18 protein-coding genes, 2 pseudogenes and 1 CRISPR repeat array are annotated in these 25,315 nt (G+C 51.9%); of the genes and pseudogenes, 2 read left to right on the forward strand and 18 right to left on the reverse strand.

Annotated features, from left to right (window positions below; translation table 11 throughout):
* Positions 1–293: 293 nt before the first annotated feature.
* Positions 294–479: pseudogene (locus KQI26_RS06345) on the reverse strand (tyrosine-type recombinase/integrase); the annotation flags it as partial.
* Between KQI26_RS06345 and KQI26_RS06350 the strand changes: the two are divergent.
* Positions 462–746 (forward strand): annotated as a pseudogene (locus KQI26_RS06350) (hypothetical protein); the annotation flags it as partial. The pseudogenes KQI26_RS06345 and KQI26_RS06350 sit on opposite strands and share 18 nt — an antisense overlap.
* Before the next feature lie 241 nt (positions 747–987).
* Here KQI26_RS06350 and KQI26_RS06355 read toward each other — a convergent pair.
* The 17 genes from KQI26_RS06355 to KQI26_RS15710 form a co-directional block, all read right to left on the reverse strand.
* Positions 988–1,485 (reverse strand): endonuclease NucS domain-containing protein, encoded by a 498-nt coding sequence (locus KQI26_RS06355; RefSeq protein WP_216503753.1) that lies wholly within the window; start codon positions 1,483–1,485, stop codon positions 988–990.
* 22 nt (positions 1,486–1,507) lie between these two features.
* Complete coding sequence (locus tag KQI26_RS06360; protein ID WP_216503754.1) at positions 1,508–3,775, reverse strand: DEAD/DEAH box helicase; 2,268 nt, start codon at positions 3,773–3,775, stop codon at positions 1,508–1,510.
* Positions 3,776–3,932: 157 nt separating this feature from the next.
* On the reverse strand, positions 3,933–4,220 hold the full coding sequence (locus KQI26_RS06365; RefSeq protein WP_216503755.1) for a nucleoside triphosphate pyrophosphohydrolase: 288 nt from the start codon (positions 4,218–4,220) through the stop codon (positions 3,933–3,935).
* Positions 4,221–4,224: 4 nt separating this feature from the next.
* Positions 4,225–6,222 (reverse strand): phospholipase D family protein, encoded by a 1,998-nt coding sequence (locus tag KQI26_RS06370; RefSeq protein WP_216503756.1) that lies wholly within the window; start codon positions 6,220–6,222, stop codon positions 4,225–4,227.
* A gap of 115 nt (positions 6,223–6,337) precedes the next feature.
* On the reverse strand, positions 6,338–8,713 hold the full coding sequence (locus KQI26_RS06375; RefSeq protein ID WP_216503784.1) for a DUF3427 domain-containing protein: 2,376 nt from the start codon (positions 8,711–8,713) through the stop codon (positions 6,338–6,340).
* A 701-nt stretch (positions 8,714–9,414) separates the two neighbouring features.
* Positions 9,415–10,362: a hypothetical protein gene (locus tag KQI26_RS06380; RefSeq protein WP_216503757.1), complete on the reverse strand. Its 948-nt coding sequence runs from the start codon at positions 10,360–10,362 to the stop codon at positions 9,415–9,417.
* A complete protein-coding gene (locus KQI26_RS06385) occupies positions 10,352–11,083 on the reverse strand; it encodes a hypothetical protein (RefSeq protein ID WP_216503758.1) in 732 nt (243 codons plus the stop codon). The genes KQI26_RS06380 and KQI26_RS06385 overlap by 11 nt, the downstream gene beginning before the upstream one ends.
* Positions 11,084–11,226: 143 nt before the next feature.
* Positions 11,227–12,072: direct repeats of the CRISPR family, unit length 33 nt; unit sequence ATTTCAATCCACGCTCCCCGTGGGGGGAGCGAC.
* Positions 12,073–12,235: 163 nt separating this feature from the next.
* Entirely contained in the window at positions 12,236–12,526 is a 291-nt protein-coding gene (cas2, locus tag KQI26_RS06390; protein ID WP_216503759.1) for a CRISPR-associated endonuclease Cas2, read from the reverse strand.
* Between the two features lie 7 nt (positions 12,527–12,533).
* A complete protein-coding gene (gene cas1c, locus KQI26_RS06395) occupies positions 12,534–13,565 on the reverse strand; it encodes a type I-C CRISPR-associated endonuclease Cas1c (protein ID WP_216503760.1) in 1,032 nt (343 codons plus the stop codon).
* The gene (gene cas4 / locus KQI26_RS06400; protein ID WP_216503761.1) at positions 13,562–14,224 is read right to left on the reverse strand and encodes a CRISPR-associated protein Cas4; all 663 of its coding nucleotides are present in this window, start codon (positions 14,222–14,224) and stop codon (positions 13,562–13,564) included. Before cas4 ends, cas1c begins: the two co-directional genes overlap by 4 nt.
* Positions 14,221–15,117 carry a type I-C CRISPR-associated protein Cas7/Csd2 gene (cas7c, locus tag KQI26_RS06405; RefSeq protein WP_216503762.1) on the reverse strand — a complete coding sequence of 299 codons (897 nt, stop codon included), beginning with the start codon at positions 15,115–15,117 and terminating at the stop codon, positions 14,221–14,223. Before cas7c ends, cas4 begins: the two co-directional genes overlap by 4 nt.
* A 1-nt stretch (position 15,118) precedes the next feature.
* Positions 15,119–16,852, reverse strand: coding sequence for a type I-C CRISPR-associated protein Cas8c/Csd1 (gene cas8c, locus KQI26_RS06410; RefSeq protein WP_216503763.1), 1,734 nt, complete (start codon positions 16,850–16,852; stop codon positions 15,119–15,121).
* Positions 16,849–17,511 (reverse strand): type I-C CRISPR-associated protein Cas5c, encoded by a 663-nt coding sequence (gene cas5c / locus KQI26_RS06415; protein WP_216503764.1) that lies wholly within the window; start codon positions 17,509–17,511, stop codon positions 16,849–16,851. Before cas5c ends, cas8c begins: the two co-directional genes overlap by 4 nt.
* Before the next feature lie 111 nt (positions 17,512–17,622).
* Positions 17,623–19,758, reverse strand: a complete 2,136-nt coding sequence (cas3, locus tag KQI26_RS06420) for a CRISPR-associated helicase Cas3' (RefSeq protein WP_216503765.1) — start codon at positions 19,756–19,758, stop codon at positions 17,623–17,625.
* Between the two features lie 799 nt (positions 19,759–20,557).
* Entirely contained in the window at positions 20,558–21,091 is a 534-nt protein-coding gene (locus KQI26_RS06425; RefSeq protein ID WP_216503766.1) for a GNAT family acetyltransferase, read from the reverse strand.
* Positions 21,088–22,206 (reverse strand): ATP/GTP-binding protein, encoded by a 1,119-nt coding sequence (locus tag KQI26_RS06430; protein WP_216503767.1) that lies wholly within the window; start codon positions 22,204–22,206, stop codon positions 21,088–21,090. The genes KQI26_RS06425 and KQI26_RS06430 overlap by 4 nt, the downstream gene beginning before the upstream one ends.
* Before the next feature lie 189 nt (positions 22,207–22,395).
* The gene (locus KQI26_RS15710) at positions 22,396–23,127 is read right to left on the reverse strand and encodes a PD-(D/E)XK nuclease domain-containing protein (protein ID WP_371744098.1); all 732 of its coding nucleotides are present in this window, start codon (positions 23,125–23,127) and stop codon (positions 22,396–22,398) included.
* Between the two features lie 178 nt (positions 23,128–23,305).
* Between KQI26_RS15710 and KQI26_RS06440 the strand changes: the two genes are divergently transcribed.
* Positions 23,306–25,309 carry an S-layer homology domain-containing protein gene (locus tag KQI26_RS06440; protein WP_216503768.1) on the forward strand — a complete coding sequence of 668 codons (2,004 nt, stop codon included), beginning with the start codon at positions 23,306–23,308 and terminating at the stop codon, positions 25,307–25,309.
* Positions 25,310–25,315: the final 6 nt, after the last annotated feature.

The raw sequence follows: 25,315 nt of genomic DNA on the forward strand, positions 1-25,315 counted from the left end.
AGCGGCTTTCGGCGGGTACGGGGCTTACAGAAACGACCCCAAAACGGGCACCCCCGTCACAGTTGCATAAAAGACTCGAAATCAGTTTGGGAGCAATCCCACGTGGGTTCGAATCCCACCCGCTGCGCCAGAAAGCCATTCGCTTTTGCGAGTGGCTTTTTTCATGCCCTTTTGCAGGAAAAGTGGCATTTCCCCGGACAAAAAGTTTCGAAATTCGGCCCACTATTTTTTGTCTTTTTTCTTGTTTTTCTTCCTTTCATTCCCTTATTTTTTTATGGAGTTCTCCCCCAGTTCTACCCTTTCTCTACTTCCAGCTGAAAATTTCTTTCCATGGCATGCGCCGAAGTGAGTTTGGAAGAATAGTCGAGATGGGCATAAATATTGGCGGTCGTGCTGAAATCCGAGTGACCGAGCCATTCCTGGATTTGCTTCAGCGGAACACCGCTGTTGAGCAGAAGACTGGCGCAGCAGTGGTGGAGGACTTCTACGACGAGAATGTGGTGTTCCTGCGCTTCTGCTTTGAAAAGGAACTGCTGAAAAAGAACCCTCTGGACCGGCAGGGCCGTATCCTGCGGATGGTCTATCTCAATCAGGACCTGACAAATATCGGTAAGAATTCGTTTCCTGAGTTGCTGGACAAGTTCCTTACTTTTTTTGATCGAAAAGGAAAAACCAGCCTGGAAACCATGCTGAATCGGTGGTACACCGCGCTGGAGAAGGAATCCCGCAGCCGGACAGCGGGATAAGGAGGACAATATGCCAGTACGCCGTTCTCCTTGAGGGTGCTCAGTACAGTGTCTTTGTCTTTCAGTTATATGAAAAATACATACGCGCTTCCGCCGCATCAATGCATGGAGTTGCATCTGGTAAAATCGTGGAAGCTATTGCAAAGTTGGCCGACGAACTACACGAAAAAGAGTCGCTGTTCCAAAGCAGAGATCCTTTCATCTGTGGAAGGCATCGATTCGTTTTTTCTCAATTAAAATCTTACCTCCTCATCATCAAACAGCAGAGTTGCCGATATGGACAGATTCCATATCGGCAACTCTTTTTATCCTTGATGAAGTTTTCTTTCGCTTTCAGCCCATTCAACTCCTGTTTTCCGTACTTCTTTTGATAGGCTTCATTGATCGTAACCTTGCCGCCGGAAAACTGCAAGTACTGCTCTGCCAGTTTTTCCAATGTCAGCTCCGCCATACAGGAAGCATAGTCTATGGCCTGCGCCGTAACCTCCCGCGGTGTCAGATCTTTCTTCAGTTCTACCACAACCAGATCGCCATCGTGGTCCATGCACAACAGGTCGATATACTTCCCTGCCGCCGTACGCACTTGTTGTCCGATCAATAGCCAGTCCGGATTCAAAATTTCAATATGTTCTGCAAGCAGATCTTCCAGTTCTTTTTCATTGACCAGTTCTGCCGGCTGAAGTTGGACTTTGTCGTCCAACGACCAGATTACTTGGGAAATTGCCAAGATCGTCACCATCCATTCTTATCATAATTTTGTTTTATTTATTCAAACGCTGAAAATACCTCTCCAGCTTCTCATCACAGATCCGCTCCATTTCCTGCTTTTCCTCCCGGGTCAGTTTCTTCCAGACAGACTCGTCCACCTGAATCACGCCCAGGGTTTTGGTGTGGTGGAGCATCTGCATATCTTCAAACCGCTTGAAGGGGTTGGACAGGATATTCCTCTGGGCCTGGGTGTCGGTGTAGCCGCCCTTGGCGTAGATGCTGTTGGCCTTCTCTACCACCAGCCCAGCTGCCCGACGGGCCTCGTAGAACTCCCGGAAGCAGGTCACGATATCACTGAGCTTCACCCGACCCTTATCATCAGCAAACAGCAGCACCGCCTTGAGAAGAACCGGTTTATAGGAGTAACTCATGTCCATCTGCCGCACCATATCCAGAAACAGGTCCTTACGATTGGAGTCGTCGATCAGCGTCCAGCCATATTGCTGGGCATATTTTTGAAGTGTCTCCTCTTTGAAATACTTGAAGGTCCTGTGCTCGCTCATGGGTACCACCAGATCGGGAACCAGCAGGCCCTCCCTGACATATCGCTCGAGGGTCTCTGTCTGCACATCCACCCGGCGGACAAACTCCATCTGTGAGATCATATCGGCGGCTTCCTCCTGCCAGTTGAAGATATCTACCAGTTCGTAGTCCAGGGCATCCACCGGCCAGTCGGTGAGGGCTTCCGGGCGCTCGCCCCGGTCGTAGAGGCCCTGCTCGGCTGTTTTCTGCTTCTTGGTTCCCAACACCAGGGCGCCGGGTTTGTACTCCTTCAGTCGGAACAAACGGTGCATAGAATAAGGCATATTGTACTGGCTGGCGTTATCTACAAAGTCAAACACCATCAGGCTCTCCTTGCCCGGGGCCAGCCGCATACCTCGTCCCAGCTGCTGGGTATAGAGCACCTTGGACATGGTGGGCCGGGCCATAAACAGCACCTCGGTGGCCGGGCAGTCCCAGCCCTCATTGAGCAGGTCACAGGCGCACAGCACTTTGGTTTCGCCCTTTTCAAACCGGGCTAGTACCTCCCGGCGGTCACTGGCCTTGATCTCACCGGACACCGCCTCGGCGGCCACACCCGCATCATTGAGCCGTCCGGCGATCTCCTGGGCGTGTTTAACGGAGGCGCAGAAGATGACGGTCCGCTTGTTCTTCACATACTGGAGCCAGGTGTCCACGATGAGTTGGTTGCGCTCCGGCACATAAATCTTGCTCTCCAGGTCCCGGATGTTGTACTGGACGCTGTTGAACCGCACTTTGGTCAGATCGATGTTGGTATGGATGCGAATGCACCGCACCGGCACCAGCTCGCCAATCTCTACGGCGGTCTGGATATCCAGTTTATGGGCGGTATTTTTGAAAATGTCCAGAATATTCTTGTCATCGGCCCTCTCCGGTGTGGCCGTCAGCCCCAAAGTAAATTCCGGTGTAAAATAGGACAGGACCTTCTGATATGTATCAGCAGAGGCGTGGTGGGCCTCGTCCACAATGATGTAGCCGAAATCGTCCGGTTTGAACCGCTCCAGATTCAGAGCAACACTCTGAATGCTTCCGCAGACCACGAAAGCGTCGCTCTGCTTCACATTCTCCACATAGCGTCCTACTGTGGCCCTGGGCCACAGCTCCCGGAAGGTCTTGGTGGCCTGATCCACCAGCTCCACTGTGTGGGCAAGGAACAGCGTCCGTTTGCCGAACCGTTTGGCGTCCATGACGGCGGTCACCGTTTTGCCGGTGCCGGTGGCGTGGTAGAGCAGGGCGATGGTCTCAAAATTGCAGCGCATCTCTTCCAGAGCTGCCAGAGCCTGCTTCTGGTGCTCCTTCAGTTCCAGCTGAGAGCCATCCAGGGACTTGCCCCGCTGAGTGGGGAGATAGTCCTCAATTTCCTTGAAGCTGGGATGTTGGCCCAGGAATACCCTCAGTTCATCTTTCACGGTTTCCGGCTGCTGCTGTATCTGCCGCACCGCCCAGCGGTATACATCCCAGCCCAGGCAGATCATGCTGTTCTGCTTGAGCAGGTCGTCGTAGAACTTGTTCCGGGAGACCAACTTGGGATTGTGGGAAGCCTCGTCATCGATCTCAATGGCCACCTTCCGTCCGCCGTTTTCAATCAGAAAGTCAGCAAACCGGCTGTTCTGGTAGATGTCGGAGAAAGGGTACTGGGAGTATAGATAGCCGGCTTTCTCAGCGCCAAAGGTATCAGAAAACAGTTCAATGAACAGATCCTCGGCACTGCTGCCAGAGACAGAGCGGTAGGTTTGCATGGGTATCACCTCGGTTCACAAATGAAGATTGATGGCTAAGCCTTCAACATATCCATTGGGATAGTGAAACTGCTTTTGTACAAAGTCGAATGTCGGATTCAAGTCGTGAATAATTGCGTGATGGTTAGGACATACGATCATAATATTATTGGCGTTGTTATGAAAACTGTCCACCGCCCCGCTTGGCCGCTTTGTCTGCCCGCACCTGCTCCAGCTCTTCCAATGTCCAGCCACGGGCTTTTACAACAGCCTGCATAACCTCCAAAAGGTCAGCCAGTTCCTCAAGGGACTTACTCTCCTGATACTCAGCCAGCTCTTCATTTAATTTCCGATCCAAAAGGGATATGTAGTCCTCATCAGAGAGTGTTTCACAGATGCAGCTTTTCCCGTCTGCTTCGATAATCTCCGGGATACGATCGCGCACCAGCTTGTGGTATTGTCTCATCTCCTCACCTCTTCTGGAGACGATCAAGCCAGGACTTTTTAAAGGGAATATCAAAAAATGACCTCGCTTCATCCAGATTCATTACAACCCACTCCCTCGATTTATGGGGTTCCAGGGTCTCGGGAAGCTCTTTTAAGATACGGTCCGCTTCCCAAGGCGCTCCTGCATTATAGCGAATCTCATTATTTCGTTCCGAAAGCTCAAAAGAAGAACGGCTGGTGTTCCATGCATTGCGGATGGTTTTGATAGCATAGCTGCCGGTTACCTTTTCACTGAAATAGTCCTCCAGGGTAAGCTGACGTATGTAGTTGGGCCAGGGTGCTTCCGCATATTCCCGGAAAATTTCCTCCAGAACACGGGATGATTCAGCCAAGATATCTGGAGCACTTTCGGACTCGTCGCTTTTCATTTCTTCCAGCAACTCTGAAACAATCCCCAGCATTCGCCGCAGATATTCCCGATACAACGCCGTTCCAACTTCTTTCTGCACAGTACGCACCACGCTGCTGCGCATAACCTCCGTGTTCGTAAGTCCAGCTTGCACACGGCAAATTACCGTGCGGCGAATCACCTCCGGTGCCACCGCTTTCACATCTTCATTGGCACTGATAACCACTGCCGGGTAGTGCAGAAGTTTGTCCGCAACACCAAAATCGTCATTTTTGATGGTTTCGATCGCGTGTTGATTAAATCGAGTATTGGTCAAGTCATCCACAATAATTGGTGCGCCTTTTACAGTACGCTTTAACCCTTCAATGCTGGAGCGGGTAAATTCAGGCGCAGAAATTTTTGTTTTTTGGCCGATCATCATTTTCAGCAGGGTTTCCAGAAAGCTGGTCTTTCCTGCTTTACTCTGGCCATATACCAAGCCAAACACTGGATAAGGAAGCAAATTTTGATTGTAGCACACCGCCATATCCCGCATGCAAGCCATAAAAGGAGAACAGAAAAACCAGTTAGCAAACTCAAAGTACCTCCGCTGCATTCCCGTCACATTACCATGAAATTTCTCATAACCGTCCATGTATTTTAGAAAAAGAGAAACATCTTTCTGGATTTCTGCGGCGGATGGATGCAAATCCAGGTTGACACCGTTGAGTCGTACCATCATCTCGTCAGGAAATACTTCCAACTGCGGATACTCGCTTTGTAGTTCCTTTTCCTGAGTCTGAGCCGCCACAACCTGGCGGCGGATGGATTTGATTTTATCCGGCGAAAGTATTAGCTTTCCTTTTTTATCCGGCTTTGGTACGGAGGAAGCAAATTTTCCAGCCAGATTTTTTACATCCAGGACAAACCGGACTTCCTCCTTGGCTTCCTCCGCTGGTTGCAGTACCAGTGCCTTCTTTACCTTGACAGTTCTCGCAATGGGAAGTTCCTCCAAATTGGTCCCATCATCGGCAAAGAGCAGTGTCTCCTTTGCAATCTGGTCGGTGCAGTCTTCCCGAAGCTGGCAGTAACAGTCCCAGTACCAATCATAGGCTGCATCACCGTCCACATAGCAGATATTCTCCCGCTGATATCCTCCAAATGCCGAACGGGACAGGTTGGCAGACCCCATAATCACCCGTTTACGCCCATCCTGAGAAGATAATAAATAGAGCTTCTCATGAGATAGCACACTGCGAGCCACGAAAAATCGCAAGCTGCCATTCCCGATCCGGGAAACCAGATCCAGTTTCATTTTGCTGGCGGTGTCCCGCATGCGTTCGACCATTTTGCACTGATAGGCCATAACCTCTTGCAGAGAGTGGGAAATCACCTCGTCGCAGCCGAACAGAATCTCTGCTTGCTCAAAGAGGTCAATCAGCTGATAGACAAAGTCGATGCCGGAGGAATATGTAATCGCATGCAGCGTATCAAATCCAGAAAACAATTCTTGCCAAGTGCAGGACTCCGCCCCGTCGAATATCATTTTGACAACATCAAGAGATGCCGATGGCTGAATGTTAATTTGCTGCTGTCCGCTTTCCGTCATATCAAATAAGGATAAGTTTTCCATTGTTTTCCCTCCAAAAAACCATTTATCCATGCAGAGTTATGGATCAAAATTGTGATGCTTCTTCTCGCAGGGCAGTATTTTCAAAAAGATCTGCAGCACTCTTCATAGCTTTTACTTACCCCACCACCAACTTATTTGTCTTCTTCAGGAACTTGGCAGGAATTGGCTGCTCCAGCCTCCAGGTAACATTCATAGGACGAGAGCCTTCATGTTTGACATAATAGACCGGACCTAAAAATACAAATGGCTGCGCTCCATAGATGTCAGACTTCTGCTCCCGGACAAACAAGAGCGCATGGCCACTCCCCTTTTTCTTTGAGATATACCGCTTGCCAGTGGGCGATGTCTCCGAAGTTGTGCTCTGGCTTTGCCAATGAAATAGCCATTCATTGATGGAGTAATCATGATAGGCCGTTGTTGGCGAATAGTATTTATCGGCTTTGTTGAGAGTAGTAAAGAAAATATCCGTATTCTTTTCCCTCAGGTGCTTGACTCCTTCGGACACGGAATAGTCTTCAACGAAGTCCAATGCCGCAAGAATTTGTGCACGGGTATAGGAACAGTGAACATCCAAAGGACAAGGAAAATCCAGATTCACTGGTTTCCCTACCACAGAAATCCTATCCAGACATACAGTGAGCAGCTCCATTGTTTCTTGATACAAAGCTTCATTTTCCCGGAAAGCACAAATACCCTCCAGATAATTCCCAAAACCAAGCTTTTCCGGCGGCCGTCCCCACACTGTGGAATAGAACATTTTAAGCATAAGTTGCTCCAGTTCCGGCAACTCTTCCCACTGTAATTTCTCTGCTTGCGGAAGTTGTTTCAGCAGATAACGAATCAGACGCTGAGAATCCAGTGTACTCAGCCGAAGGAGGATTTTAAATGCAGCATCATGCAATGGATCGTCTGAGAATTCTTTTAAACCAACCTTTGCACACAAATCATAGAAGGTGGTTTTCTTCCCATAAATAGCCCGGGTATCCAAGTGATAGTGGTCCAGGAAGCTCACCAATGTCAAAGGTTTCCCGGTATCTTCCTCAAAAGTAGAAATTCGGTCCAGCAAGCCAGATTTACGCTCAATCGAACTTTTGATATTGTCCAGGACATACTGAGCAGCCTTCTTCTCCAGCTGTATATAGCAACCCTTGGGTACCGAAACAAATCCATCCTTGATCTCCCGGGTCACGCTGCGGGTGGTATTGCTCAGCAAGGCCGCAAACTTGTCCTCAAAGTTATACCGCTTGTTGGCCTGGCCGATAAAGTCCAACACTGTCAGACATTCTTTCCCTTCCGCAAGCCGCAGACCACGGCCCAGCTGCTGAAGAAAAATCGTCAGGGACTCCGTGGGGCGCAGAAACAGTACCGTATTGACCTCCGGGATGTCCACGCCCTCATTATAGATGTCCACCACAAAGATGAAGCGAATCTCTCCATTCACCAGCCTCGCTTTGGCAGTTTTCCTCTCCTCCTCAGAGGATTTTCCAGTCAGGAAGATGGAGGGAATACCGTGGCTGTCGAAATAACGGCTCATGAATTCTGCGTGATCGACAGAGACACAAAAACCCAGGCCTCTGACTTCGTCAATATCCGTCACATATTTCAAAAGCGAAGACACTGCCATATCGGCACGACGATTGGCTATCGCACCGCTCAGCGTGTAAATATTGGACAACTCTCCCTTGTCATAGCCGCCGGCACTCCACTTTAGAGTATTCAGATCCACCGTATCGGTCACACCGAAATACTGAAATGGACACAGCAGCTTGCGGTCAATGGCCTCCGGCAGTCGAATTTCCGCAGCAATCCGATTGTTGAAGTACGGCAAAATACTTTTACCATCCATACGCTCCGGAGTAGCTGTCAACCCCAACAGAATTTGAGGCTGGTAGTAAACCAGAAGCTTTTGATAAGTAGGGGCCGCAGCATGGTGGAACTCGTCCACAATAATGCAGTCATAAAAATCCGAGGCGGTCTTGGAAGCAAAATCCTGGGAGTGAAAGGTCTGAATAGAGAGAAACAGGTGATCGATACGGTCGGCAGAGACAATTTCTTTCTTGAGCTCCGTGTACATCTGGGGCTCATGGATGGCTCCCGTAAACAGACTGCTCTGGGCAATAGAAGTCTCTGGCCGGCTCAGATCAGCAGCCGTTTTGCCCACCGCCAACCGTGGGTCCTGCTCCCGCAAAAGCGCAAGAAGCTGCTCCGCCCGCTGATCAACGCCCAGCACAGCAAAGTCAGTTTCCCCGGTTATGTTCTGGATGAGATCCACAATCTGATTGACCAAACCGATCTGTTTGGAAAGGTCCCCACCATTATCCACCACATTATCCAGGCCCTTCTGCACCACATCTGCCAGATACTGCGCCAACACCTTGGAGGCTTCCGCCTTGTCAATAGGTGCAACTGATTTGCGGGCGTCAGGAACCTCCGAAAGCTCATGTTTCAGGGCGGTATTGATGATTTGTTCATAAAGGCCAGGAGATAACATAAAATCCACTCTTCCCATCTTTGCTTCGTAGATGTATTATATATTCAGTATACCTGGAATTCCAAAATCCGGCAAGGACTGATTGCAAAATATCAATCAGGATATCCATCTCAGATCATATCCTTGATGAAGTTTTCTTTCGCTTTCAGCCCATTCAATTCCTGTTTTCCTTTGCTTCCACAAACCACTTGTTTCCTTCCTGAAACAGATAGGGCTCCTTTCCACAGATCAGCACAGTGTATCGTATTCCACCACCGCCCACCTTTTGAGAGGCGGCGCGGCATTTATAGATGATCCGATCAATAGGAAAAACCAGGCCGTTTTCCCACCGAATGTACCGTGGATACACACATCCTTTTTGATCCACATCCACATTCACAGATACATAAGTTTTCTGGCATCCTGTACTTTTCCATAAGCAGCCTCTGTTCCTGAAGCCAAGAAATCCTATAAGCCTTCTGTTGGTGCACCAAATACTCCTGTGTCACAAAAGATGTGGCCCGGTTTTCCCCTACTGATAAGGACTTGCTTTACAAGCTATTCTGTAAAAACGCAGAGCTTCTCTTTGAAGGTATTTTTGCTATATATTTTCTTTACACTCCCCGGCTGCGACTTTCACTAAAACCACCAAAGCAAAAGGGCTTGCCGCCCGCAATATACAGGCAGCAAGCCCTTTTCGTTGCCAACACAGCTGCTGTGTGCTATTTCAACAGCTGCTCCACCTGCTCCGGTGTGCAGCAGGATGCGTGAGCCAGCTGATTGCGGCAGGTGTGCAAAAACCGGATCCTCTTCCGATCCTCTTCACTGGGGATGTAAAGCGTATAAAAGCCATCCTCCATTTTCGCTCCCATCAAATAGCTTAATGTTCCCAGTTCCACATCCATGGGCTCTTGAAGAATCTGGTTATACTGGGTGATCCCGCCACTTGCCAGCACTTCCCGAATCTGCCTTTCATACCGCCCGATCAGTTCCACCCGTTCCAGTTCGATCATAGGAAACAACACCTGCACCTGAGCGGACCACAAACGATGCTCCAGCAGGGCCATATCTCCATTTCTGTAATGCCACAGGACATGGTTGGAGCCATTTTCTCCCCGGCGCATGAAATCGGGCATCTGATCGATCTGCCTGATGCCCTCCAGCGGCGATTCCACCCGAAAATCCAGGCTTTGCAGCATTGTCTGGGAAATTTCTGCATCAACGCCGCAGATGGCTGCCGTACAGACTGCAATATATTTTTTCCACCCATCGGAGTATTGTTTCTGGTTTCCCAATACAAAGCTATTGAACAGCTGCACATCATAATTGCTGACACAATCGGAAAAATTGATCACTCGCAACAGATTTGTTTCCGTCACAGAGGTGTTCTCATTTACTTCCAGCACAAAAAGCCCCTGGGCTGCCGATCTCTGGGAAAAACCGCGGCAAAACCGGATCCACTCTCCTGCGACATCCGGATCGATCCCCTTGATCCAGACGATCCGGTTTTTGATAATATCTTTTGCCGATATGTAATCCTGTACCGTCACCTTGGATTTTTCACGATAGCCCCGGCTGATGGTAGGCGTAGCAAAGCGATCCAGAATAAACCGGCCGGGCTGCATCTGCCGGGCGTTTTCGTTCCGAAGATCGATCAGTTCAATGACCACATCGCTGCAATCGGAACGCTCGGAAATCGCCGATTGTCTCCTCGCTGATTTGGGCCAGCATCTGGGAGGCCGCATCCTGATAGGGCTTTAGTGCCATAGCATACATATCCAATGTGGATTGAACCGCTGCAAACCGGGTAAGGATTGCTTCCGCCTCTTTCATCTGCTGCCGAAGCACACGGCCCCTGCTGTTTTCTGCAGCTTGGACATACAAATCCACGCTTTTGCCCATTTCGGGCAGCTCCTGGGGTGTGGTCAATTCTTTAGCCGCTCCATAAATCCCCTGGTATTGGGTACGAAGAAATGTCACATCATCACAAAGAGCAGACATATCACTTACGGAAGGAACCCGACCATCGGAAACAGTTACCAACAAATCTGTCAGCTGTTCTTTTACAACACTTGCCTTTTGATGAAACAGATGAAGTTGGTGCTGAATTTCTTGAATATTCATAAGCTCCCCTTTCCACAACTGCATATTGATACCAAAAATCATGAAGTTTTTTTCATTATATATCTCGACAAAATTTTTATCAATAATTTCTAGTTGTTTAACTATTTTCTTTGTCAGGATGCGATTGCAGCAGATGATGCAAGGGCCTGACAGTCTGATTTGGATGGGCTGGATGGAAAAACCGCCATCTTCAAAGAAATGAACCTGGATGAGGCACAACAGCAAAGGAATGGAACAGGCAGATCGAAGGTCGTAAGGCATAAGCATGAACGAGAAATGCTGTAATACCTACCTTCTTCCTCATCCTGTTGCGGAAAATGCTCAGAAAATTGCCCTTCTCCGTTTTGGAGAAGGGCAATTGGGGTAAATAGGCTCATTCCTATTGCAGTGATTCTTTATTCAACCTACCCATTTCAATCCACGCTCCCCGTGGGGGGAGCGACCGTCGACGCCGGCAAGGCGACGATCATGGCTAATCTATTTCAATCCACGCTCCCCGTGGGGGGAGCGACTCCAGGCTCATGCCGGATTCCATGCGCATTTTATTATTTCAATCCACGCTCCCCGTGGGGGGAGCGACTTGGCTGCGCTCGTCAATATGAATAGACTACTGGATTTCAATCCACGCTCCCCGTGGGGGGAGCGACAAACAGCCCGGTGTAATCCTGGCTCTTCCCTCCGATTTCAATCCACGCTCCCCGTGGGGGGAGCGACCGATGATCCACTGGGCCGTCTGGGCGTTGTCGTATTTCAATCCACGCTCCCCGTGGGGGGAGCGACCCCCATCATGCCACCCCCTTGCAGAGGTGTGTGGATTTCAATCCACGCTCCCCGTGGGGGGAGCGACTTGGAAGCTCTCAGCTGAGTAAAAAAAACATGGATTTCAATCCACGCTCCCCGTGGGGGGAGCGACCTGATCTATATTTTGTCCTGCGCCTTCGGCCAATTTATTTCAATCCACGCTCCCCGTGGGGGGAGCGACTTTTCCGCTGTCGCGCACACATCCAGCGCAAAATATTTCAATCCACGCTCCCCGTGGGGGGAGCGACCCTGCCCCAGGATGAGGCGGGGCTGCATACCAAAGTATTTCAATCCACGCTCCCCGTGGGGGGAGCGACGCAGGGCAGGAGATCGACCTGGACCAGGCCATGCGGATTTCAATCCACGCTCCCCGTGGGGGGAGCGACGTGATCATCGGACATCTTCCCATCACGATGCCCTTTATTTCAATCCACGCTCCCCGTGGGGGGAGCGACAGCAGATTTGCACAACAGCACCTCTGCAAATTGATAGAACTTAAATAAATTTTAGCTTATCCAAGAGTAAGATTTCAAGTGGAATCTTTATCATTCCCCGGCAAAGGGTCTCATTCTGGTGCGAACCTCCCAGGCCATGCGTGATCGCTTCCTCTTCGCACCATTATAAAATCAATGGTTCTTCCGGCTGATAGGAAGGTTTGCATCCGAAATGCTCTGCCTTGTTTTCATATCGTTTCCCCAGGTAATAAAAACGCAAACTATCCTTCTCCGGGTCCATAATGGATAAAAGTTTAGCCTGAAGCAGTTTACACTGGGCTGTGTCCAGCAGACACTCAAACACTGAGCACTGGACCCGCTGGCCATAGTTGACACATTGCCTGGCGATCTGCCGCAATCGTCTGCGCCCTGCGGCATCTTCTGTGTTGACATCATATGTGATCAATACCAGCATAACATCCTCACTTCCATAAAAATGGCGGATATGCCTCCAAATCGCCTCGCAGAAACCGGGCCAGAAGCAATGCCTGCAAATAGGGCACCAGGCCCCATGGCACCTTCTCTCCCAAAAATGGATGGGTCAAGCTGTCTTTCTTTCGCTCCTGCCACCGCTGGAGAAAGGTTCGCCTTCCACTCTCGCTGAGCAGCACACCGCCATTTTCCCGATAAACAAAATCGGTTTTCTGAAAGATCCGGTTGTTGATACAGGTCAACACGAACCGGTCCGCCATACAAGGACGAAATTCCTCCATCAGATCCAGAGCCAGGGAGCTGCGGCCCGGCCGATCCCGGTGGAGAAAGCCCACATAAGAGTCCAGGCCCACACTTTCCAGAGCCCCTGCGCAGTCATGAGACAGTAAACTGTAAGCAAAGGAGAGCAGAGCGTTCACCGGATCCAGCGGCGGCCGGCGGCTGCGTGTCTCAAAATGGAACACCGACCGGTCCCCCAGGATCATCTGATCGAATACGCCAAAATAAGCAGCTGCACTGGCTCCTTCCATCCCCCGCAGGCTGTCCAGATCGGTCTCCTGCAGCAACTGGGACAGCATGGTCTTCAGCTGACCGGATACCTCTCCCAGCCGCTGATCATCCACCCGAAGCCCATGATCACGACGGGTACGCTCAATGCTCCAGCGGGCATTGTGGACCTTTCCGAACACCATGGCCCGTGCGATGCCGCAGCTTTGTACCGGGTCGTCTGCCATGCGGTATTGTGTGCGGCGCAGCAATACATTTCCATTGGCTTCACCGGTGACTCGAGCCAGAAATTTTCCTCCAGGTGTGCAAAAGGACAAGGAGATTCCCCGCTGGGCACAAGCCCCCATCAAAGCGAGAGAAGCGCCGGGATAGGCAAAGGTGAGGATGGCAGTCAATGTGTGGAGAGGATAACGGGCCACCGCCTCCTTTTCCCGGCTGGCCACCACATTTTCTCCATCCAGGGAAAGATAGATGTCCTCCGAAGTCACAAACAATGTATTGAGCAGATGTCTCACGGCTCCACCTCCATGGCCTGACGCAGATAAGCATTCACATCGTTTTCCTTCATCAGGGCCGGCAGACAAAGCTCCTTCAAGGAACAGGCATTGCAGGATCTGGAACGCCGGACCTTGGGCGTGTATCCCCGACGGTAAAGCTGATGCATCTCCTCCAGCATTGCCTTTACCTGCTCCCGCAATTCCCTGGAAAAGGACACCGATGTTCGCCGCCGGGTCTCGCTGTAGAAAATAGCTCCTTCCGAAACCGTACAGCAGAGCATTTCCTCCAGGCACATGGCCTGGGCGCACAGCTGCAGCTCGTCGGCCCGATGAGGCTTGGGCGAGCCCCGCTTGTACTCAACCGGAAAAGGAACCCACAGCCCCTCTTCTCCCCGAAGGGAGATGCCGCCGGGATCTGCACGAAACTCCACCACATCGCATTTTCCGGAGATCCCCAAAGCAGCGGATGCCACAGACAATCCCCGCAGGATCAGTATATCCCCCCGGCGTTCCCGGGCCTGTTCATCGTGAGCCCGGCGATGGAGCAGATCTCCCTCCACTGTGCGCAGATTTTCCCTCCACTGCTGCTCAATATGAATGAGTGCCCACTGCCTTCGGCAAAAGGCAAAATGCTGCAGGCCGGACAGCTGGAGGAAGTCCTCCTCCCGATAGATCACCCCATGCGCTGACAGGTGATGCCGTCAGGCAGCGAATCTTCGTCCACCGAAACGGTGTAATCCTGATAGGAACGGGCAGGCGCCGTATTATCCGGGTCCTTCCGGCCGACTTTCACTGCATCAAAGAGCTTCCAGGCCGGGGCGCAGCCCAACTCGCTGTCATGCTTGAAAACAATCAGCTCCCGCACGGCCATTTTACCCCGGGCTGCGGAGTGGTCATGCTCAAACATATTGAGGATGGCCTCCCACAGCAGAGACAGGTCCTCTTCCGAAAAACCGGTGGTTTTGCGGGCCAGATTGGCGGAAATATAACCTTCACAGCGGTAGAGGCCATAGGGAACGATGTACTTCCGGCCCATTTCTGTTCCCTTCTTTTCAGCATCCGCTTCGGTGGTAATGGCCACACGAGTGATAGTGACCTCCTGCGGCACCACCGGCTCTATGCTGCGGGCAAACCCCAGCTGCACCGGCCCCCGCACCTGACCGCAGTTCAAGGCGGCCTTGACAAAGGTGGTCATCACGGCGCCGAAAGTGCGAATATCATAAAAATTCTTACACATCCAGTCCCGGATCTTCCGGTCCAGATCGGGGTCGGCCTTCTTTTTTTCCTTCACATTTTTCTCTGTGATATCCAGTTCGGCATAAGCCTCTCCGTCACTGCGGTTCAAAGGCACCCCGTCCTTCACATAGATGCGCCAGCCGGTGGCCTCTTCCTTCACCGTCTCCACATAGTTGCGGATCTTCCGCTTGAGACACACATCCGTCACGATGCCCAGACCAGTTTCCGGGTCCACCCGGGGCATATTGCCGGCGTCGGGATCGCCATTGGGATTGCCGTTTTCCACATCGAAAAGAATGACAAATTCATAGCGGTTCTTAATGGGCTCAGACATATTACTTTTCCTCCTTTTTTTCAAAACGGCTCTGGGTCTGGTGGTAATAGCCCAGCTGGAAAGAACCCTGCTGGGGCAGATTCAGGCGGGAAGGATATCTTTCTCCCAGTTTGGAAAGCAAGCCTGTGATCTGCTTATCGTAATAAGTGCGCAGGCCGCCATCCAGCTTTTTCAGATGCTTCTGGGCCAGATTCACCAGCACCGGAAACACTACGGCCGGAGTGGCCGAAGCGGAATTGAAATACTTGTCCTTGATGGTGGTATTGATGCCGGGGTTGGCGCTGGACTGAACGGCTTCCAGCACGGAAAACAGCCGCCCCAGGTTGTAAGGAACATTGGTGCTGTCCGGATTGAGTGACACAGTCAAAACCTCCTTTGGTACATCGGGATGTGTATTTTTCAGATAATATGCTTTGAGAATGGCCGCCCGGCCTCGGGTCACACTGTGTTCTGCCCGGATGCGCAGGGCCACACCATTGAGCAAGGTGGCCGGATAACGGGTATCGGTGAGAACAGAGCGAAGCACCTCGCCAGCCATGTTGGGGGCCGGGGTCTTGTCCCGGCTGTTCTGATTGACCGTCTCGTCCAGCAGTTTCCACATGGGAATGGTGTCAAATTTGTCATAGGCGGGCTTTACAATTTCCAGCCGCTGCTGGTGAGCCTGGGCGTTGCGGAGAAAGGCTCCGAAGCTGTTGCGCAGGAAAAAGCGTACCGAAAGGCGGGCTGCATTGGGAGAAAGCCCCAAAATGTAGAAATCCATATCCGGGTCCAGCCGCGCTCCATCCAGTTCCACCGCATTTCCACTGCACAGACCTTTCAGTGCGCTTTGCAGATCCGACAATGTATAGGCCGGCTCCTGTCCGAAGAACATCCAGCCCATCGTATTCTGATAGACATCTCCGCCGCATCTGGCCCAGCAGACCACAGTGGTATCCCCCATCCGGTAGACATGCTCCCGGTCCGAGAGAAGGTGGTTCAAGGCGGTGGTATAGGCAAAAGCGGCGTATTTGCTGGTGGGAGCATTGTAATTCTGCTCTTTTCCATAGGAGCAAAATGCCGGAGCGTTGAAGGATACCAAAGCAGCTCCACTGGACTGAGCCCCATACACATTTTTCACAGAAGGATGGGTGCTCTCCACCGTTCCATGTTCTCCTGTGACCAGGCAAATCATCTGCAGCCCATCCCCTTCGGCCCGATAGTGACCGTCCCATGCCCGCCGGACCAGCGCATCCTCATGGACAAAGGCGCCGTCATGCCGGAACACCAGATTGCCTCCCGCCATAAGCTCCTCCCAGCAGTCGGCCAGTGCGGGATGACCGGCGGCCTGTTCCGGTTGCCATGTGCGGAAAAAGGCCAGCACCGCTTGGGCAGCCGGGCTGTCTACCCCATCCAGCAGCTCCTCATGAAGAGCCTTGCACGCCTGGAAACATTCCAGGGTCCGCTGGGGCTTTCCCTTGTTGTCTGCGCCCAACAGATAGCTTGCGTTGTCACAAAGAAAATTGGGAACGATCCCCACGGTGCGTTTCACCGGCGCAGGCAGCCTCATGATCTGAGGGCGTAGCACGGTCTTTTTCCCTTTCTTCTGCTCTGTCTGCAGGGAAACCACCTGTTCCAGCGCTCCCTCCGGGCCGATGCACAAAGCATAGGAAACTTTGGCCTCTCCCCAGCCAAGGGGGGAGATCTGACCGCTGTTTTCCAGCGTGCGGTAATATTCCGTCAGCGCCTGCAAGATCATCGCCGCACCTCCTCGCTATCCCAGGGCGGAACCTCCAGTACACCATCCCGGAGGATCCCCCGGAAAAAGAGGGGAGTGATATTCTCCGGATCGGTATAATCCATGTCATAGAGCATCCACCCCAGGTCCCGCTCTCCCTTCAGTTCCTCCGGGACATCCGGGACACCTTCCCACGGGCGGAACTGAGCGGAAAACTCCCGGCAGCCGAAGTAGGGCTGATGATAGAACTGTCCTTTCCTGATCCGCCGTTTGACGATGTCCTGGAATTTTCCCGGGTTGTCCCCCGGCGCCGCCTGCTCCGTCATTTCGAAATGGGCCTCGATCACATACCGCACATCCCGCAGCAGCAAGGCAGCCCGCTGCTGGATATCATCCGAAGTGCTGAGATACAGCTCTCCTTTCCCACGCTCCATCACCGTACGAGCAGTGCGGGCGGGAATGGTGGATTTCACCTCATTGCGCCGCAGATTGGTAAAGCGGATGGGAGCACAGACATGAATACGATCAATAGACCAATGTATTCCCGGGTGCCAATAAATGGCCTCGATCAATCCCCGGGCAGCCGAAGGGATCATCACATCATAGCTGACCCGCTCCACCTTCATCTCCGGCCGGGTAAACAGGGCATAATTCCCCCAGACTTCCAGCTTGATAGGCATACGCGTCACTCCTTTCTGATTTTCGTTCTGGTCTGATTTCAATCTATCACGCAGCTATACGCAAGTCGATATATCTTTTCTAATTCAGTGTTTACGCTTCCCCACGGTCTTTTAAATAAACAATCCCTTCCCGCTGTCAGCCTCCAGAGATAGGCCGGTGTCCTCCCGGTACAGATCCGGGTTTCGCAGAATGGCTGCGCCGTTTTCCAGAACCTCCAGATCCCCCGCTGCCTCCAATGCAGCAAAGTGCTTTTCATAAACAGATACCCCATACTGTCCCAACATCCGCAGCAGCTTTCGCCCTCCCTCACCGGCGCGCAGCCGTTCCAGCAGCTCTGCGCCTTCTTTCCACGGGATATACACCGTCCGGGTGGGGCTGTCGATGAGATGAAACTTCCGGTCCACCACGCGGAAGGGGAAAAACTGGGATTGGATAAGGGACAGGATTCCTTCTTTATCCTGGGCCTCTCTCCCCTTCAGATCCAGTAATTCAGAAAAATAATCGTGGATGGCCTCCTGAGAGGTCATATCGTCATGGCGGGACATGGCCGCCTTCCCTGCGCCAATGGCCGCAGAAAAAAGCGGCGATGTTTTCCCCTCCCCCTCAAAGATGTAAACCACACTCTCCTCCAAGGGTCGCCGACCTTCCCGGTTGCACCGTCCGGCGGCCTGCAAAACAGAATCCAGCCCAGCCTGCTCCCGGAACACTGTGGGGAAGTCCACATCCACACCGGCCTCAATGAGAGAAGTGGACACCACCCGGCAGCAAAGCCCCTCTTTTAGACGGCGCCTGATCTCCCTGAGCTGCTCCTTCCGATGCCGGGGACACATCAGCGTGGACAGATGGAAGCTGCCTTCTCCATCCAGCCGTTCGAATACCTCCTGGGTCGCCTTTCTGGTATTGGCAATGCACAGGACCTGGCTGTGGGTGTTGAGCTGTGCAGCCAGCTCATCCCAGGTCAAAGAGCCCACCTTCTGAAACCGCACCCGGCGGAACACCTCCCATTGGCAGGTATCCGGCGGGCACAGCTCCCGCATGGGAAGCTGGGGGAGAAATTCCTGGAATATCTTTTCCAGGGCCGGCTGTGTGGCTGTACAGAAAACAGCGGAGACACCGTAATGATCCACCAACTGGGAAATAGCCCAAATGCAGGGCCGCAGATAAGGAACAGGCAGCATTTGGCCCTCGTCAAGGATCACCACGCTGTCCGCGATGTTGTGGAGCTTGCGACACTGAGAAGAGCGGCAGGCATACAGCGATTCAAAAAACTGCACCGCCGTTGTCACCACTACCGGAATATCCCAGTTTTCCGTGGCCTTGGCCAGGCGGATGGTATGGGGATTGGCTTCCTCCATATCATAGAGCACATTGGAATGGTGCTCCAATACATTCTCCTCCCCCAGGATCTCCCGGAACACTTCTGCCGTCTGTTCAATGATGGAGGTATAGGGGATGACATAGATCACCCGACGCAGACCGTGCTTTTTTGCGTGAGACAAAGCAAAGGCAAGGGAGGCCACGGTTTTTCCTCCACCTGTTGGCACAGTGAGGGAAAACAGTCCCGGCGCCTGTGCCTCTCCTTCTTCCATGCACCGCTTCAGGATCTTGCAACGCTGGGCATTCAGCTCTCCGCGGGGTGGAAACCAGCCTGATATGTACTCCTGAAGACTGTCCCACAGTTGCTTTATGGTGGTTGTGCTATTTTCTCTTCCCTGCCCCTCCATAAAGGCCTCGGTATCCAGAAAATCGGCATCCACCAGACAGGAATAGAGCATCCGGAGAAAAAACATCAGCTCCGGCCCCGATTGTTTCCGGAGAAAATCCGGAACGCCTGCATGGGGCCAGGTCACCTCCTGCTCCCAGGCCCCATAGGGTTCCAGACTTCCGGCCCTTTTGATGCGCCCCCACAAAGTGGCCTGATCCCCACTATCCGTCTGGCTTCCGCCATCAGGAAGGCCACCGTGGTGCCCGGCCACGGCGAAGGAAGCGAGAATCTGCCTGCGCCGCCAGCATTCCACCGCTCCGGCTGTGGAGTGATCCACCTGCATGGGGGCCCCATGCAAATGTTTCTGGAATGCCTGGGAATACTTTCCGATGTCATGGGTCATTCCGGCAAGGAAGGCCTGTTCATCACCGCCAAACGGCCTGGCAAAGCTTTGGGCCAAAGCAGCTGTACCGCGCAAATGCTCCAAAACAGACTGTGTCTCCCCCTGGTCTGAAATGTGAGCCAGATAAGAAGATTTCATCTTTCTCCCCCTTTGTTTTGTATCCATATTTTGATTATTGCAGAAGAAGAGTACAATAAAACGGACTATCTATTCCAATTTCTTCACCCGGCCGCGTATTTGGGATTATTTTATACGCCCAGAGAAACTGTAGATATATGCAAACAGCTTGAATCCAGTATATCATGTGCCATTCTCAGATACAATATTTCCCTTTTTAGCACAAAGGGGAGAGGTACATCATGTACCTCTCCCCCCTTCTCATGCCTTCATAGATGGTCAGGTGTTCCGCAAATCACCAGGCGCCCCGCACAGTCACAGAATAGGAATTTGCCCCTTTTAAAGCGAGGCGCTTTGCCCGTAACAACCATTAGAACATTCATCCAACCTCCATAACCATAATTTAATTCTTGGTATATAGCCAAAACCGCCGGCTTATGGCATATTGAATCCCACTCAATTTTTCGTCATTTTTGTCCGGGGACATCAAATCTATAAAGCCTGTATTGTGCTTATTTCTTATCTCTTTGTCCGCCCCAACAATTGCTCGGCCACCGCTTTCACCGAAGCCACCATCTTATCCCCATCCCACAGGTAGCTTCCCACAGGCCTTTGCACCGCAAAATCGGTGTGATGCGGGGTTCTTGGTCAATTCTACGATCAGAGAACAGGTGTTCCCAAGCTCCACTCAGCGGCCCCGAGTCATCCGATTGACATCGGAGATCCACACCTCCAGCTAAAAATGCTGATGGACAAAGACCATCACTAGTTTCGTGCCCTTTTCCTACAATACCTGGATGTGTCTTACACAAATCAGCTTCTATTTCAGCAGATCCGCCAGATAACCCTCGTCCCTCTCATGTTTTCCTTTCAGCTGTTTATATCGTTTTATCGCATCCACCAGCAGATCAATCCGGTCTCCGTAATAGTTGCGGTAAAAATCCGTGCTGTTGTCGTAACGAGTCCTATGATACACTATATGTTCTTTGCTAAAGATTTTGGGACTCTTTTTGGACTTCTCCTTTTCGAAGTCAGCATCCAAACCTTCCGAGATAATAAGCAGCATCTCCAGCTCCGGTTTTGTGCAGTACTTCTTCACATCCTTAATTTTGCCTTTGTATTCTTTGGGGATCTTCAGTTGGTCACTTAATTTGTCGCCGATTCTCAAAACATGGACATCCCCATGATACAGATTGAGTGCAGCTTTTACAGCAGAACTTTTTCCGATCTGCCTTGCATGATAGGGAACCAAGTTCAGCAAATCATCTTCTGTAAATATCAGCTTATCATGTTCCAACAGCATTTTTATGATCGCAAGTTCATTTGGTCCTTCACACATAATCAGATATTTCATCTCATTAGCTCCTTTTTCAAGGCCATGAGATCTTCATAATTCACGGAAGTATGAAAAACATCGTTGTAAAACTGTCGGCTTTTCAAAAGCTCTGCTCTGATGTTATAGGTTTCATACATATTCTCCAGATGAATTTTGCGGTCCGATTTGGCGATCCAAATGTTATCCTGGCGATTAAACAAGTCCAGAACTTCACAATAATGGGTTGTGAATATCAGTGTAGCCGATTTCTTATTCACCGTCTTATCCTTGAATAGGCTGATCATATTTTCCACCAAAGTTTTGTGAAAATGATTTTCCACTTCATCGATCAGCAGATCAAACCCATTTTCCAGCGCCGCAACCACAAAAATATAGAGCAGAACGCCCTTCGTTGTACCACTGGAAAGCATATAGACCAATTCAGAATCAGAGAGTTCTTTGACACGGTCCTGATAGACGAGCTTATAATTCTTTTCATCCATCATCTCCAAGCTCTGAATTTTGTCATCGAAAATCTTAATGACCTTGGCCAGAACTTCTTTCGATATTTCATAGGTCTTCATCGCTTTGAACACCAGGCGATATGTGTCTGCACCCTCACCCTCGCAATTGAAGTAAACTGCGCGGTTGGCCTTCTTTTTGAGCACAAAGAACACAATGGATGTGTCTTCCGGAAGTTCTCCCAAATCCTTGATCTCTTCAAATCCTTCGTCAGAATAAATTTTATTCACATTGGATTTGTAGTACTTTTTTCGATAGATGTGCTGCTCTGTAAAATTGGCCTTGCTTCCCAAATTCGGATCTGCTTTCAAAATGGTATTGTATTTATAAATGCAGCCCTCATGATAGAACATGATTTCCAATTTTACATTATCATAATCATAGTGTTTATTTTCCAAACGGAATTCACTGAGAATGGAATAACCGCATTCCATCAGCTCAATTGCAGAAGTTTTGCCGGATGCATTTTTTCCAACAAAGGCTATCGTATTAAACACATACAGTTCTTCTGCAATTTCCTGCAGCTCGTATTCTTTATCTTCACTGGTTTTCTTGGATTTTGCCACAAGATCGATTGTAAAATCATCGCAGCAATTTTTATAGTTTGATGCACGAATCCTCAACAGTTTCATCCAACACTTCCTCCTTTGCTTCCATCTTTATTTATTATAGCACAGAAACCGATTTAAACAACATTTTTGTTTAAATTTATTTCGAAGTTTCGTTTCCGCTGGATATACTATATTTTTACCTTCAAAAAAGATTATATGGGCTTCTTTGGAATTCATACACCAAAAGATACTCAATGCAGATTGCTTCTTTCAAACAGAAAAGCACACGGGCAAAACCGTGTGCTTTTTCTTCTTATTGATCTGCTGCAAGGCCGTCTCGGACAGCTTTTTCAGCTGCTCGTCGCTGCAATTTTTCTCCGCTTTCAGCTCGATCAGGATGCCCGGAAGACCCTTTTGCGTGGGCTTCAGCTGAATGTCATAGTGCCCGTCGCCCGATTCCCGTTTGGAGGTCACGAAAGCACCGCCCAGCAGGGCGCACAGCCCCAGCATAAAGCCGTGGTAGAAGTTCTCTCCGGCAGTATCGAAGGAGCTGACCGATTGGGTCAGCAGCGTCTGGATCTGCGCTTTCAGCCGTGCGTTATCGCCGGAGAAGATGGCCTCCTGAACGGAAATCGCCGTGGACGGCGGGATCAGATTCTCCAGCCGCTGCAAGATCTCCTTGTTATACACCAGAGAGATCTCCCGGTTGGGCAGGGAGACCTCGCACATAAAATCGCCGCTGAAGGAGGGCGTGGTTTTCAGCGCCTTCAGATAGCCGGTCACCAGCAGGAAGCTGTAAATGGTGGAGGGATTGCTCTTGATCTGCGGATAGATCACGCCGGTGTCGATGAAGGTGGTGAAGGTCTCGCCGTTGACCAGGGAGATCAGACGGTTATAAATCTCCTCGTCCGCCTGGGCAAGCACTTCCCCGATAATATCGTTGCTGCCGGTGGAGACCCAGAAGGGCCTCGGCTCACACTCGTTGCTGAAGTAGTTGACCACCGACCACGGGTTGAAAATCTCCGTCTTGCCGAAGCGCCGGGGGCGGGTGAACAGCCCCTTGCAAAAACTCGAAAAAGTGGCCTAAGCCACTTTTTCGACACGCTCGGCAGCCCCTCGGGCCTCTTTTTTTGTCATTCCCCTTGTGCTATACTGTAAGAAAAAGCAAGGAGGCATGGCTATGAGAGGGAAAAAGATCCTTTGTGTTTTGCTGGCGCTGCTTCTGGCGGTGTCTCTGGCCCCGGCCCCTGCCTGGGCCCAGAGCGAAAAGCAGGAGATCCAGGTGACCATTCAGACCGGAACAGGGACATCCGCTCAGGTTGCCCTTTCCTGGGAGGACAGCTGGTTTGCCCAGGAGCCTTCCCAATACCAGCAGGGCCTGGCCCAGGCATCTATGGTTCTTTCTGCCGCCGCCTATTCCCAGGGCCAGGGGGAAGAGCTGACCAACGCCCTGACCGGCCTGGGCTTTGAGCAGGTGGAGCTCTGCCACTATGCCCCGGAGGAAAAAGAGGCGGAAGATCAGGTGGCCTATGCCTTCGGCTGTAAAAAGCTGGCGGACACGGACAAAACCCTGGTGGCCGTCGTCATCCAGGGCACCGACGGCAGCGCCCAGTGGCGGAGCAATTTCCGCATCGGCGAAGGGACGGAGCACCAGGGCTTTGCCCTGGCCCGGGATGAAATGATGGAGCAGCTGGACAGCTACCTTGCCACCCTCTCAGATGATGAACCCCTGTTCTTTCTCACCGGCCACAGCCGTGGGGCCGCGGTGGCCAATCTGGCCGCCCAGCGCCTGACGGAAGAAGGCCAGCCGGTGTATTGCTGCACCTTCGCCACCCCGGCCACAGTGCAAAAAGAGGCCATCACCGAAGAAACCCCAGGCATCTTCAACATCATCAGTCCCCAGGACCCCATCCCCCGGCTGCCCCTGGCCGCCTGGGGCTATGGCCGCTATGGTCAGGACCGGTTCCTGCCCTCCCAAAGCTCCCGGGCCGATTACGCCCAGATGCAGGAGGAAGCGGCGCCCTTGTACCAGGATCTCACCGGCCTCTCCCTTCCCGATGCAGAAGGATGCCGTAACACCGACCGGCTCATTGCTCTTTTGGAAGCGCTGGCCCCTTTCCCTGCGGACTACATCCAGCGGCAGTTCACCCTGGGTTCGCTGATCCCCCGGCAGATCACTCTGGCGGAATATTTCCAGTATCTGTCCGACATTCTGGGCGGCGCCGCCGATCAGACCCAGGCCGCCTTTGTCTTTCTTTCCTCCCTCCAGGGTGATCTGGCCCCGCTGAGCCAGGCCCTCCGCAGCCTGCGGGGAGAGGACAGCCTGTTTTACAGCCACATCATGGCCTATTACCTGAGCTGGCTGTCCCTGGGGAAAAAGGCCCTGGACACCCAGTGCGCCTATCTGCGTCTTTCCAGCGAAACCCCTCTTTCTCCTGCTTTCCAAGAGGACGAAGAGCTGGGATTTTTCCGGGATTTGCCCCTGGGACAGAGCCTGACCCTCACCGGGGAGGAAAAAGGCCTGCTGAAAATAGAGCGGTACCAGAAGGGGGCCCGGCAGGATACCCTTTTGTATGTCCTGCCCGCCGGAGAGACCCAGCTGACGGCCTCCTGGGAACCGGAGCTTTCCGGCCCGGACGGCCCCCTCTCCCCCGCTCCCAGTTTTGCCGATGTGGCCGAAGAGGCCTGGTATTATGAAGATGTGTCCTGGTGCGCTGCCCAAGGCCTGCTGGAAGGGGACGGACAGTTCTTCTTCCCCCAGCAAACGGTCAACCGGGCCATGGCGGTAACGGCGCTTTACCGCCTGGCCGGAAGCCCTGGGGTGTCTCGCGCTTCCTTCTCCGATGTGGCAGAGGACGCCTGGTATGCCGCCCCCTGCGCCTGGGCCCAGGAAAATGGCATTGCCCAAGGGGATGAAGCGGGCCTGTTCCATCCGGAAAGCCCGGTGACAAGGCAGGAAATGGCCGCCTTCTTCTGCCGTTTCGCCGGAGGACAAAGCCAGGGGGACGCCCTTGCCGGGTTTGCCGACGAAAGCCAGGTAAGCCAATGGGCCCGGGAGCCTTTGTCCTGGAGTGTGGAGCAAGGGCTGATGGAAGGGGTCTCCCCCAACCTTCTCTCCCCTCAAAGTTCCCTCACCCGCAGCCAACTGGCTGCCCTTTCTGCCCGATTTGAAAAAATGGGATGAAAAAAC

This window comes from Intestinimonas sp. MSJ-38 (genome assembly GCF_018917925.1).
In the GTDB taxonomy this organism is placed as follows: domain Bacteria; phylum Bacillota; class Clostridia; order Oscillospirales; family Butyricicoccaceae; genus Pseudobutyricicoccus.

What these genes read in the sequence shown, in the direction of transcription:
- KQI26_RS06355 (WP_216503753.1), bottom strand. Translation starts at nt 1,485, where the DNA reads ATGGTGACGATCTTGGCAATTTCCCAAGTAATCTGGTCGTTGGACGAC.
- KQI26_RS06360 (WP_216503754.1), bottom strand. Translation starts at nt 3,775, where the DNA reads ATGCAAACCTACCGCTCTGTCTCTGGCAGCAGTGCCGAGGATCTGTTC.
- KQI26_RS06365 (WP_216503755.1), bottom strand. Translation starts at nt 4,220, where the DNA reads ATGAGACAATACCACAAGCTGGTGCGCGATCGTATCCCGGAGATTATC.
- KQI26_RS06370 (WP_216503756.1), bottom strand. Translation starts at nt 6,222, where the DNA reads ATGGAAAACTTATCCTTATTTGATATGACGGAAAGCGGACAGCAGCAA.
- KQI26_RS06375 (WP_216503784.1), bottom strand. Translation starts at nt 8,713, where the DNA reads ATGTTATCTCCTGGCCTTTATGAACAAATCATCAATACCGCCCTGAAA.
- KQI26_RS06385 (WP_216503758.1), bottom strand. Translation starts at nt 11,083, where the DNA reads ATGCTTATGCCTTACGACCTTCGATCTGCCTGTTCCATTCCTTTGCTG.
- cas2 (WP_216503759.1), bottom strand. Translation starts at nt 12,526, where the DNA reads ATGCTGGTATTGATCACATATGATGTCAACACAGAAGATGCCGCAGGG.
- cas7c (WP_216503762.1), bottom strand. Translation starts at nt 15,117, where the DNA reads ATGTCTGAGCCCATTAAGAACCGCTATGAATTTGTCATTCTTTTCGAT.
- cas8c (WP_216503763.1), bottom strand. Translation starts at nt 16,852, where the DNA reads ATGATCTTGCAGGCGCTGACGGAATATTACCGCACGCTGGAAAACAGC.
- cas5c (WP_216503764.1), bottom strand. Translation starts at nt 17,511, where the DNA reads ATGCCTATCAAGCTGGAAGTCTGGGGGAATTATGCCCTGTTTACCCGG.
- cas3 (WP_216503765.1), bottom strand. Translation starts at nt 19,758, where the DNA reads ATGAAATCTTCTTATCTGGCTCACATTTCAGACCAGGGGGAGACACAG.
- KQI26_RS06425 (WP_216503766.1), bottom strand. Translation starts at nt 21,091, where the DNA reads ATGAAATATCTGATTATGTGTGAAGGACCAAATGAACTTGCGATCATA.
- KQI26_RS06430 (WP_216503767.1), bottom strand. Translation starts at nt 22,206, where the DNA reads ATGAAACTGTTGAGGATTCGTGCATCAAACTATAAAAATTGCTGCGAT.
- KQI26_RS06440 (WP_216503768.1), top strand. Translation starts at nt 23,306, where the DNA reads ATGAGAGGGAAAAAGATCCTTTGTGTTTTGCTGGCGCTGCTTCTGGCG.